A 17,418-nucleotide genomic window follows, 5' to 3' on the forward strand; every position below is an offset into this window, starting at 1 on the left:
GTTCAAGGTGACCCAGGCCATCACCAAGAACCCCGCCGACATCCCGCCCGACGTCATCCCCGTCCAGGCCATCCTCACCGCCACGAAAACCACGTGACCCGGTCTTCGCCGAGGCTCGAGGAGTGCCGCCCGTGCGTCTCGCGGTGACCGGATCGATAGCGACCGACCACCTGATGGTGTTTCCCGGACGCTTCGCCGAGCAACTGACCGAGGACCGGCTGGAGCGGGTCTCCCTGTCCTTCCCCGTCGACCGGCTGGAGATCCGCCGGGGCGGCGTGGCGGCGAACATCTCCTTCGGTCTCGGACTGCTCGGTCTGCGGCCGGTTCTGGTCGGAGCGGTCGGTGACGACTTCGAGCCCTACCGGGTGTGGCTGAAGCAGCACGGGGTCGACACGGACTCCGTGCTGGTCAGCCAGGAGCACCACACGGCCAGGTTCGTCTGCACGACGGACCGCGTGCAGAACCGGATCGCCACGTTCCATGCCGGGGCGATGACGCAGGCCCGCGGGATCGATCTGCGCCGGGTGGTCGGGCGTACCGGTCGGCTGGGGCTGGTGATGATCTCGCCGGACGATCCGGAGGCCATGCTGCGGCACGCACGCGCATGCCGGGATCTGGCGATTGCCTTCGCCGTGGATCCGTCGCAGCAGCTGGCGCGGCTGAGCGGGGCTCAGGTGCTGGAGCTGATCGAGGGCGCACGCTGGCTGTTCACCAACGAGTACGAGTCCGCACTGCTCGAAGAGCGTACGGGGCTGGGCCCGGCAAAGCTTCTGCGCCGGGTGGGCTGCTGGGTCACCACACGGGGTGCGGCGGGGGTGCGTGTCCGCCGGGAGGGCCGCCCGGAGCTGGTCGTACCCGCGGTGGAGGTGCCGGGTGTGGTGGATCCGACGGGGGTCGGCGACGCCTTCCGGGCGGGGTTCCTGGCCGGGACGGCGTGGGGTGTGCCGGAACGGTGCGCGGCCCAGCTGGGCTGTGTCCTTGCCGCGACCGCCTTGGACTACGTCGGGTCACAGGAGTACCGGCTGTACCGGGAGTCTGTGCTCGCGCGGCTGCGGACGACGTACGGGGTGGGCTGCGCGGCTCATCTCGCGACACATCTGCGGGGGCTGACGTGAGGGCGACGCCCCGGATCGAGGCCCACCGGGCGGCACTTGCCGCCTGAGCACCCCCGTCCAGCGCAGGACGGACACATCTTCCCGCGTCCGAGGCGACGCGGGTCGCACCCAGTTGAGGAGAATCATGCCTGGTGCAAGCAAGTCCGGTACGCGGGCCCTCGTGGTCGCGGCGGCCCTGATCGCCGGCGCAGCTACCGCGGCCCCGAGCCAGGCCGTGCCCCGCACCCACACGCCCGAGGCCGTGGTCGTGGCGAGCGGGCTGCACAACCCGCGTGACGTCCGGATCCAGCCCGACGGCTCACTCCTGATCGCCGAGGCCGGCAGCGGCCCGGCCACCCCCTGCACGCAGCCGGGAGCCCGGTGCTTCGGCTTCAGCGGCTCCCTGTACCGGGTCAAGGGCCACGCACAGGGCCGGGTCGTCACCGGTCTGCCCTCCGAGCTGGGCGTCCGCGCCGACGGCAGCACCGCGGTCAACGGAGCGGTCCAGGCCGAGTACGCCGGTCATGGCACCTACCTCGTGCTCTACGGGCTGAACGGCGTACCCGCCAACCGTGTGGCGCTCGGCCCGGGCGCCGAGGTGTTCGGCACACTCAGCACGTCCGGGGGAAAGGTGCTGGGCGACCTGGCCGAGCACGAGCTGCGGCACGACCCCGACTCCGTGGACGGCAACAACCTGGTCTTCTCCAACCCGGACCAGTTCGTCCGGGACGGCAGGGACTTCCTGGTCACCGACGCGGCCGCCAACGACCTGATCCGGGTCCACCCCGACGGCACCACCACGACCGAGTTCGTCTTCCCCGACAACGTCGCACAGGCCCCCTCCCCGGCCCTCACCCCGGCGACCCCGGCCGGACAGCTCCACGCGGTGCCGACCGGGATCGTGCGCGGCCGCGACGGCGCCTTCTACATCGCCGACCTGAGCGGCATGCAGCAGGGCAAGAGCCGCATCTGGCGCTACGTCCCGGGCAGCAGGCCGACCGTCCTCGCCACCGGCCTGACCGACATCACCGACCTCGCCCCCGACCCGCACGGCGACGACCTGATCGCCCTGTCCTACGGCACCCGGAGCGGCGCCCCGCCCGCCGAGTCGGGGCCCGGCGCCCTGACCCGGATCGACACCAGGACCGGCGCCCGCACCACGATCGACACCGGTGACCGGCTGTACCAGGCCTGCGGCCTGGCCGTGAGCCGGAACGGCGACGTCTACGTCACCGACAACACGCTGAGCACCAGCGGTGAACTGGTGAAGTTCCCCGCCCAGCGGTAGCACGGTCATGGACGACGTCATACGCCAGATCCGTATCCGCGGCGCACTCCAGCAGCCCGCGTGGAGCGACCGCCGGCAACTGGCCAGGGTGGGCGAGGAACTCGCCGCCCGCCCCAGCCTGGTACGCGCCGACGACACGGCCGCGCTACGCTCCCTGCTGGGCAGGGTCGCGTCCGGCGAGGCCCTGGTGGTGCAGGCGGGAGACTGCGCCGAGGACCCGGGCGAGTGCACACGCGAGCACATCGCACGCAAGGCCGCCCTGCTCGACCTGCTGGCCGGGACGCTCGGCCTGATCACCGGAAACCCCGTCGTACGAGCGGGACGTATCGCGGGACAGTTCGCCAAACCCCGCTCCAGGCCCACCGAAGTCGTCGACGGCGTGGAACTGCCCGCCTTCCGCGGCCACATGGTCAACGCCCCGGAGCCGGACCGCGAAAGCCGCCGGCCCGACCCCCTGCGCATCCTCACCGGCTACATGGCCGCCGGCGACATCGTGGAGCACCTCGGCTGGCACGCACCCGGCAGGGCACCCGGCACCGTCCGTCCCGCCGTGTGGACGAGCCACGAGGCGCTGCTCCTCGACTACGAGATCCCCATGCTCCGTACCGACGAGGCCGGACGGCTCTTCCTGGGCTCCACCCACTGGCCGTGGATCGGTGAGCGCACCCGCCAGGTCGACGGCGCCCACGTCACCCTGCTCGCCGAGGTGAGCAACCCGGTCGCGTGCAAAGTCGGCCCCACCATGGAACCCGGCGAACTGCTCGCCCTGTGCGAGCGGCTCGACCCATGGCGCGATCCCGGCCGGCTGACCCTCATCGCGCGCATGGGAGCCGACGCCGTCACCGGTCGGCTGCCCCGTCTCGTCGAGGCCGTCCGCGGCGCGGGCCATCCCGCCGTCTGGCTCACCGACCCCATGCACGGCAACACCGTCACCGCACCGAGCGGCCACAAGACACGGCTCGTGCGGACCGTCTCGCTGGAGGTCTCCCGCTTCGTGGCAGCCGTCCGCGCAGGCGGCGGCGTGGCCGGCGGACTGCACCTGGAGACCACGCCGGACGACGTCACCGAATGCGCCTTCACCGAGGCCGGACTCGACTTCGTGGCAGAGCGCTACACCTCGCACTGCGATCCCCGCCTCAACCCGTCGCAGGCCGTTTCGGTGGTCTCCTCCTGGACCGCCCGCGCCACCTGACGTCCCTGCCCCGCGCCACCCCGTCCGCTCCATCCGGCGCGCCCCCGCGCACGCACGCATCGAGCCAAGGAACCGAGAGCCATGACCGGCATACCCCCCATCGCCCCCTATCCGCTGCCCGGCGAAGGCGACCTGCCCGCGCCCGTCGTGTCCTGGCACGCCGAACCCGGCCGGTCGGTCCTGCTCCTGCACGACATGCAGCGCTACTTCCTCAAGCCCCTCCCCCACGGTCTGCGCCAGGACCTGGTCCGCAACGCCGCCGGGCTGCGCGAGCGCTGCGCCGCACTCGCCGTCCCCGTCGCCTACACCGCCCAGCCGGGTGGCATGACCGACGGACAACGCGGTCTGCTGAAGGACTTCTGGGGACCGGGCATGCGACCCGAGCCCGAGGACCGCCAGGTGGTCGACGCCCTCGCACCGGCCGACGGCGACTGGCTGCTCACGAAATGGCGCTACAGCGCGTTCTTCAAGACCGACCTGCTCCAGCGGATGCGCGCCGCGGGCCGCGACCAGCTCGTCCTGTGCGGCGTCTACGCCCACGTCGGCGTACTGGCCACCGCCGTCGACGCCTTCACCCACGACATCCAGCCGTTCTTCGTCGCGGACGCCACGGCCGACTTCTCCCCGGAACACCACCGCTCGGCCCTCACCCACGCGGCCGAGCTGTGCGCCCGCGTCACCACGGCCAAGGCGGTGTTCGCATGACGTACACACCGCCCGCGGCCGACGGGCACGAGAGGGCCGGCGACCTGCTGGACGCCGTACTGGACGGGCAGCACCAGGCGTTCGCCCTGCTGCACCGGCCCGGCACCACCGGAGACGATGTCGTCGAGGTCCTGACCGGCGCGGTGTCGCTGCCCGGCACGCTCGCCGACATCCCGTTGCCCCCGGCCCCGCCTCCCGGTACCGCGGCGCACCACGAAGTCCTCGTCGTCATCCCCTACCGGCAGCTCACCGAGCGCGGCTACACCTGCGCCGACGACGGCACCCCCCTGGTCGCGATGACCGTCGCCGGCGGGCAACAGCTCCCGCTCGCCCAGGCCCTGACGCGCATCCCCCGGGTGCCGACCCCGCTGGCGGGCGGGGCCTTCGACGTCGACGACGCGGCGTACGAGGACGTGGTGCGCCGCGTCGTCAAGGAGATGATCGGCACGGGGGAAGGCGCGAACCTGGTCATCAAGCGCACCTTCGTCGCCGACATCACCGGCTACGGACCGCACAGCGCCCCCTCGATCTTCCGCCGCCTGCTGGAACGCGAATCCGGCGCCCACTGGACGTTCCTCATCCACACCGGCACCCGAACCCTGGTCGGCGCCTCGCCCGAGCGGCACGTCAGCCTCCAGGGCGGCACGGCCGTCATGAACCCCATCAGCGGCACCTACCGCTACCCCTCCTCCGGTCCCACGCTCGAAGGCGTGATGGAGTTCCTCGGCGACGAGAAGGAGCGGGACGAGCTGTACATGGTCCTCGACGAGGAACTCAAGATGATGGCCAGGATCTGCGACACGGGCGGCCAGGTCGTGGGCCCGTACCTGAAGGAAATGGCCAAGGTCGCGCACACCGAGTACTTCATCGAGGGGCGCACCGGCCGTGACGTGCGCGACATCCTGCACGAGACGATGTTCGCGCCCACGGTCACCGGAAGTCCGCTGGAGAGCGCCTGCCGTGCCATCCACCGGTACGAGCCGGGCGGCCGCGGCTACTACAGCGGTGCCGCGGCGCTCATCGGGCGCGACGCCGACGGGCAGCGCGTGATGGACTCCGCGATCCTCATCCGCATGGCCGACATCTCCGCCGAGGGCCGCGTCGGCATCGGCGTCGGAGCCACGATCGTGCGGCACTCCGACCCCGCCTCCGAAGCCGCCGAGACCCGCGCCAAGGCGGCCGCGCTCGTCGCCGCCCTCAACGGGGGCGGGGAACGGCGCCTTGCCGACCATCCGCGGGTACGCCAGGCACTGCGGCGGCGCAACGACTCCCTCGCCGACTTCTGGATGGCCGACACCGCGGCAGCGGCGCCGGCCCCACCGGAACTGGCCGGCCGCAGCGTCCTCGTCGTGGACGCGGAGGACACCTTCACCTCCATGCTGGGCCGGCAGCTGAACTGTCTCGGACTGGAGGTGACGGTCCGCCGCTTCGACGAGACGTATGCCTTCGACGGGTACGACCTCATCGTGTTGGGCCCCGGTCCCGGCGATCCGCAGCTGACCGCGCATCCCAAGATGCGTCACCTGCACACGGCGGTGGACACCCTGCTGCGCGAGCGCCGCCCGTTCCTCGCCGTGTGCCTGAGCCATCAGGTCCTCGGGCTCCGGCTCGGCCTGCCCCTGCGCCGCAGGGCCGTGCCCAACCAGGGTGTACACAAGGAGATCGAGCTGTTCGGCACCGCCGAGCGGGTCGGCTTCTACAACACCTTCGCGCTCGTCAGCGACCGCGAGGAGTTCACCGCGGACGGTGCGGGCACCGTCCGGGTCAGCCGGGACCCGGGCACCGGGGAGGTCCATGCACTGCGCGCGCCACACTTCGCCTCCGTGCAGTTCCACCCGGAGTCCGTGCTCACTCGAGACGGGCCGCGCATCATGGGCGCCAGCCTGGTCGGTCTGCTCGCCCCGGCATCGGCCCCCGTACCGGTCTGAGCCGCCCCTCCCCCAGCATCCCCGGAGCCGACCCCGCGCTCCGGGCCGGCCTGTGCGGCCTGCCGGGCACCCGACCGGTGCCCGGCGACGCGCGCAGTCCGACCCTGGGCGCCGTGGCGGGCACCCGACCGGTGCCCGCCGCGGCGCGCAGGCCGGACCCACGACGAGTGAGAGACCACATGCATGCCTACGTCGTCGTCGACGCCTTCGCCCGACAGCCCCTCACCGGCAACCCGGTGGCGGTCTTCCCCGAGAGCGACGACCTGAGCGCCGACCAGATGCAACGCATCGCACGGGAGATGAACCTCTCCGAGACCACGTTCGTCCTGCGTCCCCGCCAGGACGGCAACGACGCCCATGTGCGGATCTTCACCCCCGTGAACGAACTCCCCTTCGCGGGCCACCCGTTGCTCGGCACCGCCATCGCCCTCGGCGACCGCAGCCCCACCGGACGACTGCGCATCGAGACCGCCATGGGCGTCATCCCCTTCACTCTGGAGCGCGCGGACGGCGAGCCCGTCATCGCCCGGATGCGCCAGCCGGTGCCCGTGTGGGAACCCTTCGACCGGACCGGGGAACTCCTCGACGCGCTGGGCACCGGCGCCTCGATGCTCCCCGTGGAGATCTACCGCAACGGCCCGCGGCACGTCCTCGTCGGCCTCGACAGCGTCGAGGCCCTCTCGAAGCTGGACCCCGACCACCGCGCCCTGTCCCGCTTCCCCGACATGGCCGTCAACTGCTATGCCGGTTCGGGCCGTTCCTGGCGCAACCGTATGTTCTCGCCCGCGTACGGAGTGGTGGAGGACGCCGCCACCGGCTCCGCGGCCGGGCCCATCGCCATTCACCTCGCCCGGTACGGCCTCGCGCCCTACGGACGGCCCGTCGAGATCACACAGGGCGTCGAGATCGGCCGCCCCTCCCCCATGAGCGCCCTCGCCCACGGGGCCGGCGACCGGGTCGACTCCGTCGAGGTCGCCGGCCCCGGTGTCGTCACTCTCGAAGGAGTGCTCCATGTCTGACCAGTCCCCGTCGAACCCCCCTGCCGACGCGGCCGGCCGCCGCGGCTCCACCCGTTCCGAGTCCCTCACCGGCACCATCGACGTGGACTTCCCCGAGTTCCGCACCCCGCCCCCCGAACCGATGGGCCTGTTCGCCGCCTGGCTCAAGAACGGTGCCGCCCACGCGGTGCGCGAGCCCCGCGCGCTGGCCCTGGCCACCGCCGACGCCCAGGGCCGTACCTCCTCGCGCATCGTGACCATCAGCGCGGCGACGGACGCCGGGATCGTCTTCCTGACGCACGCCGACAGCCGCAAGGGGCGGGAGCTGGCCGAGAACCCGTGGGCGTCGGGCGTCCTGTACTGGCGGGAGACCAGTCAGCAGATCACCCTCGCCGGCCCGGTGCGCCGGCTCTCCGACGCCGAGGCGGAGTCGATGTGGCTCGCGCGGCCCGTGTTCACCCACGCCATGAGCACCGTCTCCCGGCAGAGCCGGCCGCTGGACGGCCTCGACCACGTCGACCGGCTGCGGGCCCGGGCCCGGGAACTGGCCGCCCCCGCCGAGCCGTTGCCCCGCCCGGCCCGCTTCGCCGCCTACCGGCTCGAACCGGCCTCCGTGGAGTTCTGGGCCAACGGCACCGACCGCCTGCACGAACGGCTGCGCTACGACCGCACCGGCGACGAGTGGACGCTCACCCGGCTCCAGCCCTGACGGACGCACCGCGCCCGGCCGCGGGACAACCCGCGACCGGGCGCAGTGCCGCTTCGGGCCCGAGCGCTCAGCCGGCCACGACCGCCTCGACGACCGACGCGTGCGACGACGTGTCCAGCACCCGGGTGACCGCGAAGCCCGCCGTGGTCAGCAGCGTCCGGTACTCGGCGGCGGTGCGGCCCCGGCCGTTGAGGACCGTCATCATCAGCACATCGCCGGTCTTCCCCGCGTGCGGCTCGTTGTCCTCGGGGATCAGGGCATTGACGACCATCAGCCGTCCGTTCGCGGGCATGGCCGCACGGCACGTCCGCAGGATGCGAACGCAGGCGTCGTCCGGCCAGCTGGCCAGCACGTGCTTGAGGAAGTAGACGTCGGCGCCGGACGGCACCGAGACGAAGAAGTCCCCGCCCTCCACGCTCCAGCGGCCGGCCACCTCCGGGACGTCCAGGACATGCCCGGCCACCACCGACTCCAGATCGAGCAGCACCCCCGTCATGTGCGGGTTGTGCCGCAGCACCGCCCGCAGCAGACCGCCCCGCCCGCCGCCCACGTCCACGGCGGTCCGGCACCCGGACAGGTCCAGCGCCTCGACGACACCGTTGCTGAGCGCCTCGGAGAACGCGGCCATGCTGGAGTTGAAAGCCCTGCCGAGGTCCGGGTCGGCGGCGAGGTGGTCGTAGAACGGCATCCCGTACACGTTCTCGAAGGCCGTGGTGCCGGTGCGCACCGCCTCGTGCAGCTGGGCGGCCGACTGCCAGAACACCGGCTCACCGCGCACGAGGACATAGTCGCGCAGCGACTGCTCGCTGTCCGTGCGCAGCAGGTCGGCGATCGGCGTGAGGTGGAAGCGTCCCTCGCCGTCCTCGCGGAAGACACCCCTGGTCGCGAGGAACCGCAGGATCCGGTGCAGGTGCGGGCCGCTGAGCCCCGCGTCCTCGGCGAGCTCACCGGCGCTGCGCGGCCCCTCGGCCAGGCGGTCGGCGATGCGGAAGCGTGCGGCGGTGTGCAGGGCCGCCGAGTACAGGTATCCCAGGGAAAGTTCGAGCAGCTCGTCCGCCGTATCCATGCCGTGCGAACCGCCGGACGACTGCAAGAGGTCCGCCGCCTCAGGACGCGCGCCTGCCATCGAAGAGGTGTCCCCTCTCTCGGCCCCTGCCCAGTGCAAGGGCGCATGGACGTGCACGGGCCCGGGCACGTACCCCCAGCCTGCCAGCCGCCCCTGGTGCCCGGCTCGAGGACCACTCGGCCGGGCGGGTGCGAGTGAGCGTCGAGCCGATGCCGAGCGGTCAGCGGCGATGATGTGCCTCGACCGCTGCGCGCGCTCGCACCTCGCGCTCCGCACAACGCCGCTGGGGGAATCCATGGCTGACGCACACTCGCAGGGCTTCACCGACGCCGCCGAACTGCGCCGCAAGAACCGCGCCACCGTCGAGACATACCTGGCGGACACCAAGGGCCCCGCCCGCCTGCAGCGGCACGAGCTGTTCGTCGAGCACGGCAGCGGCGGCCTGTGGACCAACGACACCGGCGAACCCCTCGTCATCAAGGGCCGCGACCGCCTGGCCGAGCACGGTGTCTGGTCGCTCGAATGCTTCCCGGACTGGGAGTGGTACAACATCCAGGTCTTCGAGACGCAGGACCCGAACCACTTCTGGGTCGAGTGCGACGGCCACGGGAAGATCCGCTTCCCCGGCTACCCGGAGGGCTACTACGAGAACCACTTCCTGCACTCCTTCGTCCTCGACGACGGAAAGATCGTGCAGAACCGTGAGTTCATGAACCCCTTCGAGCAACTGCGCGCGCTCGGCATCCCCGTACCGGAGATCAAGCGCGAGGGCATCCCCACCTGATCCCGTGCCGGCCCCAACACGCCGACCCCCACCAGGCATGCCCCGTAGGAGGACCTGATCGTGGCCACCAGACGCAGCGCGCTCGGCGCGGGAATCGCCGTCGCATCCACCGCCTTCACCGGCGCCTCGCTGCTGCCCCTGCTCACCGCCCGTGGCGCCGAGGCGAGCGACACACCGGCCCCGGCCGACACCACGGCCCCGGCCGTCGAGCTGTTCAAGGTGCCGATGCCGCTGATACCGGTGGCCCGGCCCGTCTCCACCGGCGGCGGAGTGGACACCTACGAGGTCACCACGCGCAAGGTCACCAAGGAGATACTGCCCGGCATCCAGACCGAACTGTTCACCTACGACGGCCAGTTCCCCGGCGCCACCATCAAGGCCCGCAGGAACCGCCCCGTCGTCGTCATCCAGCACAACGGCCTGGACGTGCCCATCTCACGCCACCTGCACGGCGCTTCGCTGCCGCAGCAGAGCGACGGCGGCCCGATGGACGTCATCGACCCCGGTGCCACACGCGTGTACACCTACCCCAACAGGCAGCCGCACGCCTCGCTCTGGTACCACGACCACGCCCACCACCAGGAATCGGAGAACGTCTACCGAGGCCTGCAGGGCAGCTACCTGCTCGGCGACGACGCCGAGGACGCCCTGCCGCTGCCCAAGGGCCGCTACGACGTCCTCGTCCAGATACGCGACGCCGACTTCGACCCCACGGGCCAGCTCCTGTACGCCATGAGCGACCGCAACCGGAACACCCTCCTGGTCAACGGCGCGCCCTACCCCTACTTCGAGGTCGCCGCCCGCAAGTACCGGCTGCGCTTCGCCAACACGTCCAACATGCGCTTCTTCGAGCTGCGCCTCGCCGACGGCGGCGACCTGATCCAGATCGGCTCCGACGGCGGACTGCTGCCCAGCCCGAACACCACCAAGTCCGTCTACCTGTCCTCGGGCGAGCGTGCCGACGTCGTCATCGACTTCTCCCGCTACCCCGTCGGCACCCAGGTCGTCCTTGAGAACACCGCGGGCCGCGGCCCCGTCGAGCAGGTCGGCCAGGTGATGCGCTTCGACGTCACCCGCACCGCGGACGACCCCAGCTCCGTCCCGTCCGTCCTGCGCACCCTGCCAGCACTGCCCGCCCCCACCAACAGCCGCACCGTCGTGCTGCGCATGGACGAGGACGGCCGCGCCGACCCGCAGGCCTACATCGACGACAAGATCTACGACCCCCAGCGCGTCGACGCCTCGATCCGCTACGGCGCCAGCGAGGTGTGGACGGTCACCAACGCCAACACGAAGGCCGCGCACAACTTCCACCTGCACCTGGTCCAGTTCCGGGTACTGGAACGCGACGGCAACCCGCCCGGACCCGCGGAATCGGGGCTGAAGGACACGGTGGTGCTCCAGCCCGGCGAGACGGTCAAGCTCCAGGCGACCTTCGACACGTACACCGGGGAGTACGTCTACCACTGCCACATGCTCGACCACTCGGCCATGGGGATGATGGCGACGATGAAGATAGCCTGACCCGGCCGGCTGCCCGTACACCCGACACGGTGACTTTCCGTCCGTTCCGTTGTCGGTGCTGTCGCAGGTCAGCGGGTTGAGCGGGGGGTGCCGGGCGTAGATTTTCCAGCAACCGAGTTTTTAGTTATAGCTAAAGGTGGCATCCTGATGGTGTGGCAACAAGTGTTGCCGCAGCCTGAGTTGGGGGTGAGCCGTGGGGTTCTTCGCTCGTGACGAGAGTCGGACGGAATTAACGGCCTCGCAGGTGGCGAGGCAGGCTACGGCGTCCCTGGCCGGCCTGCTTGCGGGGCTGGGCAAGAGCCGCTCCGATCTGGCGAAGGCGATGGGTGTCAGTCCCGGACGGGTCAGCCAGATCATGTCGGGGGACGCGAACCTGACGGTTCGGACGCTGGCCGCCTTGGCGGAGGCCCTGGACGCCGACGTCCAGATCACTTTCTGTCCCCGGACACAGCCGGCGGACGCCCAGGCCTGCAGCAGCGTGGGCCCGGCGGCCGTCAGGAGCACGGGGTTTCCGGCCCACCACTGAGCGTCGGTCGGGACCGGCCGCTTGTGTCTCAAAGTCGTCCCGCCCCGTGTCGGCGGGTCAGCCAGCGGTCGTACCAGCGTCGCTGCGGTGGCAGCGCGGGACTGTGGAACGCGTCGTTGGACATCGCCTTCGCACGCAGGACCCGGAGTTCTTCCATCTCGCTGCGGCGGCCGTGCACGTACGCGAAGTGCAGCAGGTGTCCGCACTGGGCGAGGGCGGTGCCGAACGCCTGGCGCTGGGAGAACAGTTCGTCGGGGGTGGGGTCGCGCCGCCAGGTGAGTTCGCCGTCCCGGCACGCCTCGCCGATGCGGGTCTGCACGTCCAGTGCCGTGTCGATCGCCTTCTCGGCATCAGCGTAGATGGCGTTGATCATTTTGGTCTCGGCGGTGAGCGGATGCCGCTCGAGCAGGTACAGCTTGAGGTCGTGGACGAACACCCTGAGCTGGGCGGACGTTTCGATACCGAGAAGAAAGCGGTCCGACCAGGTGCAGGCGTCGAGGTGCACTCGCTGCACCAGCCGCTCCCTGGCCAGGGCGATCCCCAGCGTCATGAACCTGACGTAGGGCTGCGCCGTCTCGTCCTGTCTGCGGCGGGGCAGCGCGGTGGCGCCCGTGGCGGCTCCCGCGAGCACCGGAGGGATCTTCGCCGCGTGCGGCAGCAGGACCACCGCGGCGGCCGCCACCGCCCCCATCAGCGCCAGCACGAGCAGCAGCAGACCGGACGACGCCCAGCTGCCCAGCAGCCGTCCCTTGCCGGCGAACTCGCGCGCCAGCCCGATCCACGCGATGGCCGCGCTCACGGCGGCCGGCAGCGCGTAATCGGCTAACCAGGCAGGGTGAAACCAACTCATCGACGGCGCCCCCAAGACGTCCCACGGACAGGCCGGACCGTCGTCAGCGTACGGAAGCCGAGCAGGCCTCCCCCTCGGCATGTCGCACCAGCGCCCGGTCCTCTCGCCGGCGCACCTTTCGTCGAGAGCTGCCGCGAGTAGAGCTGATGATGTCAGCCGGCACGGTACCGCGCCGTTACTTTGAGCAACTATTGGCCAGCGCGGGCACATGTGGAGGCGTACGCGGGTCGCCGCGCCTGGCCGGTGCGGTGGGCTGTTGCCCTTGCCTCAGGGTTAAGCGGAACGTCCTGGGGAGCTGACCTCATGTACGTGACGTCAATGAGGAGCGCTCCCCGGAACGTCAGGTCGCGCGCCGGAGAGGGACGACGACCTTCTCCCCCATGCGCTTGGGGTCGAGGCGGTAGTACTTGATGTGCCCGATCCGCTCGGTCTCCTCCAGCCAGCCGGCCTCGATGACCTGTTTGCGGGTGCGGGAGAAAACGGGCGGGGCCATGCCGACGAGCTTGGCCAGGTTGGCCGCGGTCTCGAGGACGGCGCCGGAGCGGTCGGTCGGGTGGAGGGCGTACAGCATGACGACGAGACGCTGGTTGGCGCTCATCCCGGCCGTCTTCTCCAGCAGTTCGAGGTTCTTCTGCTTGTCGTCGCTGCTGATCACTGGGCCTCCCACCGTGCAGGAACATTGTCGTCGAATCCGGGGATGTCCGGCGGGTTGCACGTCTTCACGGCTTCACGCTGCTCGATCCCTGTGCCGTGAAAGGCGATGTACGGGCTGATCCGATAGAAGTTGTAGTTGCCGACGCGTCCTCGGACGATCAGGATGCGGTGTTTGACCAGCTTCCTGTTGATCTTTCCTACGGCATCGGTCGACATCCCCACTCTTTGGGCAATGTCCGCACCGGTGGCTCGCAGCGGCTCCATACCCTCGGGGGACACCCCGATCCACCACAGGACGAGGAACTTCTGACTGGGCGTGAACGCCTTGGACTCGGTGATCGCCTCGACGCGTGCCTTGTCGACCTGTGTGTGCCTGCCGGAGAAGGCGTACGGCGCATAGGGGACCGGCTCGCCCGTGTCGGCGTCGACCAGTCTGCGTACTGCTCCCAACGGGCCCTCCGTGGAAGGGGGGGGGTTGATTGCTGGTTCATGAGGGACGGCGCTGAGGCCGACCAGATGAACCTAACGTACATGAGCAGGAAGTCAATTAGGTCCGCCTGTCGGCCGTGTCGGCTGCCGTGCCGCTCAGGGTCCGCACCTGCCGCTCCCAGGCCCTCAGGGGCGGGACTCATGTACGTCACGTCAATCTGCCGCTGTCTCAGGAACTGGGTACCCAGTTCCTAGGATCGTGGTGGCAGTTCCCTGGAACTGCCTGTGCTGTTGGCGGAACTGCCTGGCAGTTCGTGCGATCTTGGTTGTTCGAGGCGTTTATGCAGGTCAGAGGGATATTGGCAGGTGCGCTCTCTTCCCTAGTGAACAGGTCCGCCGTCGCTCCCTTTCCGGGGTTGGCGGTTCGGCGGTTGGTGAGTGCACTGCAGCTCGGCCTCGGAACATGCCTACCCCGGTCCGGCCCTGGCGCCACGACGGTTGCCCCAGTGCCGCCCGCAGGTGCAGGTCACGTGCTGCACCAGGAGGAGTCCGTCGGCCACCGGCCTTCGCCCGGCACACGTCCCCTCCGCTTTCCGGCGCGCACGGTCCGGGCCACGACGAAACGGATTCGCGCCGGGAAGTGGAGGGGCAGCGGGGTCCAGGGGCCGGCGAAGGCCCCTGGTACCACGCTGCCCAGCCAGTGCGGTCTGTGACCCGCACCCGGGGACGGACCGGCACCGGCAGGAGAGTTCTGCGCCCGGATGACGTGGGCGGGGTGGCGAGTGATGCGGGGTGGCGGGTGATTACGGCGTAATCACCCCCGAGGCCCCGCCGACCCCTCGAGGATGACTCATAGCTAACGTGTCGGGCTCACAAATGATCAGGAACGTTAGTATGGTGCCGTCATGAGTTCTCCAGCCTCCTTCAGCGACCGCGAGAAGGTCGTCTCCAAACTGCCGGGACGGCTCCGGCAGAACCTGAAAGTCAGGGCCGCCCAGTACGGGATCGACATCCAGACCGCCGTTGAGCAGGGCATCAGGCACTGGTGCAGTCTGGCCTCCACCGTGCAGAGCGTCGACACCTCCGGTGCCGACTCGTTCTCCACCTTCCTGCCTCCGGGGCAGTGGGAGGAGTTCCGGCAGATCGCGGCCGACCGGCGGGTGTCGCTCATTCAGGGACTCGGCCAGTCCGTGCAGCTCTGGCTCGATGCCAATCCCGCGCCGGACGTGGAACGGCCCGAGGTCACCCGGCGCATGATCGTCTGCAACCAGAAGGGCGGGGTCGGCAAGACCGCGATCACCGCGGGACTCGGAGAGGCCCTGTCCGAGGACTCCAACGCCCTGCATCCCGTGCGCGTCGCGAAGGCGCTCACCAAGGCCCTGCGCGCGAGCGAGTCGCAGGCGGGCGACACCGAACCGGTGGACGATCCGCTCGACATCGAGAACCTGCCGGGGCCCGGGCTGAAGGTGCTGCTCGTCGACTTCGACCCGCAGTGCCACCTCACCAACCAACTGGGCGCCACTCCCCTGCCGATGAACGGTGACAGCCTCACCAACCACATGGCGGGCGAGCCCAAGGGGGCCCTGCGGGACCTCATCGTCTCCGTCGACGAGGACGTCTTCGGTGGCCGGCTGCACCTGCTGCCCGCCTGCAACGACGCCTTCCTGCTCGACGTACGGCTGTCGGCGGTGCGGGCCAGGGAGGCCGCCCTGGAGCGGGCGCTCGCTCCGCTGGAGGGTGATTACGACGTCATCATCGTCGACTGCCCGCCGAGCCTCGGGCTGAGCATGGACGCCGCGGCGTACTACGGGCGCCGCCGCGACGGTGAACGGGCAGGGCAGTCCGGCGCCCTGATCGTCGTACAGGCCGAGGACAGTTCCGCGGACGCTTATGAGCTGCTGACGACGCAGATCGACGATCTGCGCGGGGACCTTCAGATCGACATCGACTACCTCGGCATCGTCGTGAACCTGTACGACTCGCGGCGTGGGTACATCGCCACCTCCTCCCTTCAGGGCTGGGTCGACATAAAGGATCCGCGGGTCGTCGGTCTGATCGGTGACCTCAAGGAGCAGAAGGAGGCCGTGCGGGTGAAGCGGCCACTGCTGTCGTACGCGCCGAAGTCTCAGCAGGCGGTGGGTATGCGTGCGCTGGCCAGGGAGGTGTTGTGAGCAAGGCCGATCAGCTCGGTACCGGCCGGTTCGGCGGGGCGCGGCCGGTCAGTGCCCGCCGCCAGGCCGTGGCCGCCGCGACCGGGGTTCCCACCGAGGGCGTTGCGGCTCCTTCGGAACTTCCCGTCCATCGCATCAGTCCGAACCCGGACAACCCGCGCTCCAGTCTTGGAGACCTGACCGACCTCGCCGGGAGCCTGAAGACCCACGGGCAGAAGCAGGCGATCACGGTGATGAACCGTGACGCCTACGTCAAGGCCAACCCGGGGCTGGAGAACGCCCTCGAGGCGGACACCCTGTACGTCGTGGTGGACGGCAGCAGCCGGCTCGCCGCGGCGCGTGAGGCCGGGCTGGCCACCATCAAGGTGATGGTCAGCGACGACCAGGGAGCCACTTCCGAGGAGCTGCTCGAGTCCGCCCTCGTCGCCAACATCCACCGGCAGGCGCTGGAGGAGATCGACGAAGCGCGGGCGCTGCAGCGGCTGCTGGTGATCCACGGGAGCCAGCGGGCCCTGGCCAAGCGCCTGCATCGCTCCCAGGGCTGGGTCTCGCAGCGGCTGGCCCTGCTCAACCTGACGCCCGGACTCCAGGCGCGTATCGGCGAGGAGCCCATCGATCTGCTGCGGGCGGTCGGCAACAAGCCCGCCGAGCAGCAGGAGGCGGCCCTGGAGGAACTGAAGGCGGAGCGGGCCCGGAAGGAAGCGGAGGACCGGGCCCGTGCGGAGGAGCCTCGGCGGGGCCCGGGTGATTACGCCGTAATCACCCCGCGCGCGGCGGCGGGTGGAGAGCCGGCCGGTGATTACGGCGTAATCACCGGCCCTTCCGAGGAGGAGGGGGAGAGCCCGGAGACGCCTGCCGGTGATTACGCCGTAATCACCCGTCCTCCCGAAGAACCGCAGGAGCCGGGGGAGTCAGCGGGGGCTGCGGCTTCGGAGAGGATTCCCGAGCCGCGTGCCCATGCCTCCTCGACGCGCACGGCCGAACCTGGTGAACAGCCGGAGCAGCGGCTGCGGAAGGTGCCGTACGACGAGCCCGGATCACTGGCGATGCTGCTGGACGCGAAGATTCCCTCGGACGAGGTGTTCTTCGATCTGCTGCGCTTCCTCGGGACCAAGGGGCTGGAGCGGGATGCGAGCCGGCTGGTCGAGCTGGCTCAGTCCCTGGTCGAGCAGGCCGCTCCCCGGGTGGAGTGAATCATCGCCGAGGCGAGGGACCGAACCACAGTGCCTGGAACGGTTCGGTCCCTGCCCTTCAGTCCCTGACAAAAACGCAGGTCAGAAGCGTCTGAGGAGCCCAGCAGGGACCGAAGGGACTCAACTTCCCAGTTATAAGCCTTTATGCGTGCGCGCGTATACGCGCGCGTATATAAGAAGCCTATTAAACAGAACTAGCTCATAATTGGCGCGTTGAGTCCCTTCAGTCCCTGCCAGACCCCTGATTCCCCCTCTGACCTGCGGAAACACCCAGGGACTGAAGGGAGGGTCTCTAGCAGGGACCGAA

The 17,418-nt window shown here is 70.2% G+C and carries 16 protein-coding genes; 12 read left to right on the forward strand and 4 right to left on the reverse strand.

The window, feature by feature from the left end; genetic code table 11:
- Positions 1 to 131 precede the first annotated feature (131 nt).
- The 7 genes from ADK64_RS35835 (at position 132) to phzG (ending at position 7,914) form a co-directional block, all read left to right on the forward strand.
- The gene (locus ADK64_RS35835; protein WP_053666209.1) at positions 132 to 1,115 is read left to right on the forward strand and encodes a carbohydrate kinase family protein; all 984 of its coding nucleotides are present in this window, start codon (positions 132 to 134) and stop codon (positions 1,113 to 1,115) included.
- Positions 1,116 to 1,239: 124 nt separating this feature from the next.
- Positions 1,240 to 2,382, forward strand: coding sequence for a ScyD/ScyE family protein (locus ADK64_RS35840; protein ID WP_107093187.1), 1,143 nt, complete (start codon positions 1,240 to 1,242; stop codon positions 2,380 to 2,382).
- Positions 2,383 to 2,389: 7 nt separating this feature from the next.
- Positions 2,390 to 3,574 carry a 3-deoxy-7-phosphoheptulonate synthase gene (locus ADK64_RS35845; protein WP_053666213.1) on the forward strand — a complete coding sequence of 395 codons (1,185 nt, stop codon included), beginning with the start codon at positions 2,390 to 2,392 and terminating at the stop codon, positions 3,572 to 3,574.
- Between the two features lie 81 nt (positions 3,575 to 3,655).
- Positions 3,656 to 4,279: an isochorismatase family protein gene (locus ADK64_RS35850; RefSeq protein ID WP_053666215.1), complete on the forward strand. Its 624-nt coding sequence runs from the start codon at positions 3,656 to 3,658 to the stop codon at positions 4,277 to 4,279.
- Positions 4,276 to 6,207: an anthranilate synthase family protein gene (locus tag ADK64_RS35855; protein ID WP_053666217.1), complete on the forward strand. Its 1,932-nt coding sequence runs from the start codon at positions 4,276 to 4,278 to the stop codon at positions 6,205 to 6,207. Before ADK64_RS35850 ends, ADK64_RS35855 begins: the two co-directional genes overlap by 4 nt.
- 179 nt (positions 6,208 to 6,386) lie before the next feature.
- Positions 6,387 to 7,226, forward strand: coding sequence for a PhzF family phenazine biosynthesis isomerase (locus ADK64_RS35860; RefSeq protein ID WP_053666219.1), 840 nt, complete (start codon positions 6,387 to 6,389; stop codon positions 7,224 to 7,226).
- Positions 7,219 to 7,914: a phenazine biosynthesis FMN-dependent oxidase PhzG gene (gene phzG / locus ADK64_RS35865; RefSeq protein WP_053666221.1), complete on the forward strand. Its 696-nt coding sequence runs from the start codon at positions 7,219 to 7,221 to the stop codon at positions 7,912 to 7,914. The genes ADK64_RS35860 and phzG overlap by 8 nt, the downstream gene beginning before the upstream one ends.
- 67 nt (positions 7,915 to 7,981) lie before the next feature.
- On the opposite strand, the gene ADK64_RS35870 is transcribed toward phzG, so the two are convergent.
- Positions 7,982 to 8,980, reverse strand: a complete 999-nt coding sequence (locus ADK64_RS35870; protein WP_053666223.1) for a methyltransferase — start codon at positions 8,978 to 8,980, stop codon at positions 7,982 to 7,984.
- A gap of 295 nt (positions 8,981 to 9,275) precedes the next feature.
- Here ADK64_RS35870 and ADK64_RS35875 point away from each other — a divergent pair, with 295 nt between their 5' ends.
- From ADK64_RS35875 to ADK64_RS35885, 3 genes are all read left to right on the forward strand, one after another.
- On the forward strand, positions 9,276 to 9,764 hold the full coding sequence (locus ADK64_RS35875; protein WP_053666225.1) for a PhzA/PhzB family protein: 489 nt from the start codon (positions 9,276 to 9,278) through the stop codon (positions 9,762 to 9,764).
- Positions 9,765 to 9,824: 60 nt separating this feature from the next.
- Positions 9,825 to 11,288 carry a multicopper oxidase family protein gene (locus ADK64_RS35880; protein WP_053666227.1) on the forward strand — a complete coding sequence of 488 codons (1,464 nt, stop codon included), beginning with the start codon at positions 9,825 to 9,827 and terminating at the stop codon, positions 11,286 to 11,288.
- A 244-nt stretch (positions 11,289 to 11,532) separates the two neighbouring features.
- A complete protein-coding gene (locus ADK64_RS35885; RefSeq protein ID WP_234384841.1) occupies positions 11,533 to 11,814 on the forward strand; it encodes a helix-turn-helix domain-containing protein in 282 nt (93 codons plus the stop codon).
- A gap of 28 nt (positions 11,815 to 11,842) precedes the next feature.
- Here the strand turns inward: ADK64_RS35885 and ADK64_RS35890 are convergent, their stop codons facing one another.
- The 3 genes from ADK64_RS35890 to ADK64_RS35900 all read right to left on the reverse strand — a co-directional run bounded on the left by ADK64_RS35890 (position 11,843) and on the right by ADK64_RS35900 (position 13,768).
- Entirely contained in the window at positions 11,843 to 12,613 is a 771-nt protein-coding gene (locus tag ADK64_RS35890) for a hypothetical protein (protein WP_053666231.1), read from the reverse strand.
- Between the two features lie 391 nt (positions 12,614 to 13,004).
- On the reverse strand, positions 13,005 to 13,316 hold the full coding sequence (locus tag ADK64_RS35895) for a hypothetical protein (RefSeq protein ID WP_053666256.1): 312 nt from the start codon (positions 13,314 to 13,316) through the stop codon (positions 13,005 to 13,007).
- Positions 13,316 to 13,768, reverse strand: coding sequence for a MarR family transcriptional regulator (locus ADK64_RS35900; protein ID WP_053666233.1), 453 nt, complete (start codon positions 13,766 to 13,768; stop codon positions 13,316 to 13,318). The genes ADK64_RS35895 and ADK64_RS35900 overlap by 1 nt, the downstream gene beginning before the upstream one ends.
- An 884-nt stretch (positions 13,769 to 14,652) precedes the next feature.
- On the opposite strand from ADK64_RS35900, the gene ADK64_RS35905 reads away from it, so the two are divergent.
- Both ADK64_RS35905 and ADK64_RS35910 read left to right on the forward strand, forming a co-directional pair.
- On the forward strand, positions 14,653 to 15,918 hold the full coding sequence (locus ADK64_RS35905; protein WP_053666235.1) for a ParA family protein: 1,266 nt from the start codon (positions 14,653 to 14,655) through the stop codon (positions 15,916 to 15,918).
- Positions 15,915 to 17,111 (forward strand): ParB/RepB/Spo0J family partition protein, encoded by a 1,197-nt coding sequence (locus ADK64_RS35910; RefSeq protein WP_053666236.1) that lies wholly within the window; start codon positions 15,915 to 15,917, stop codon positions 17,109 to 17,111. Before ADK64_RS35905 ends, ADK64_RS35910 begins: the two co-directional genes overlap by 4 nt.
- Positions 17,112 to 17,418: the final 307 nt, after the last annotated feature.

The organism is Streptomyces sp. MMG1121, from assembly GCF_001280015.1.
Classification (GTDB): Bacteria; Actinomycetota; Actinomycetes; order Streptomycetales; family Streptomycetaceae; genus Streptomyces.

Excerpts from the sequence above, each read along its gene's own strand:
- ADK64_RS35840 (WP_107093187.1), top strand. The coding sequence starts at position 1,240 with ATGCCTGGTGCAAGCAAGTCCGGTACGCGGGCCCTCGTGGTCGCGGCG.
- ADK64_RS35845 (WP_053666213.1), top strand. The coding sequence starts at position 2,390 with ATGGACGACGTCATACGCCAGATCCGTATCCGCGGCGCACTCCAGCAG.
- ADK64_RS35850 (WP_053666215.1), top strand. The coding sequence starts at position 3,656 with ATGACCGGCATACCCCCCATCGCCCCCTATCCGCTGCCCGGCGAAGGC.
- ADK64_RS35855 (WP_053666217.1), top strand. The coding sequence starts at position 4,276 with ATGACGTACACACCGCCCGCGGCCGACGGGCACGAGAGGGCCGGCGAC.
- ADK64_RS35860 (WP_053666219.1), top strand. The coding sequence starts at position 6,387 with ATGCATGCCTACGTCGTCGTCGACGCCTTCGCCCGACAGCCCCTCACC.
- phzG (WP_053666221.1), top strand. The coding sequence starts at position 7,219 with ATGTCTGACCAGTCCCCGTCGAACCCCCCTGCCGACGCGGCCGGCCGC.
- ADK64_RS35870 (WP_053666223.1), bottom strand. The coding sequence starts at position 8,980 with ATGGATACGGCGGACGAGCTGCTCGAACTTTCCCTGGGATACCTGTAC.
- ADK64_RS35875 (WP_053666225.1), top strand. The coding sequence starts at position 9,276 with ATGGCTGACGCACACTCGCAGGGCTTCACCGACGCCGCCGAACTGCGC.
- ADK64_RS35905 (WP_053666235.1), top strand. The coding sequence starts at position 14,653 with ATGAGTTCTCCAGCCTCCTTCAGCGACCGCGAGAAGGTCGTCTCCAAA.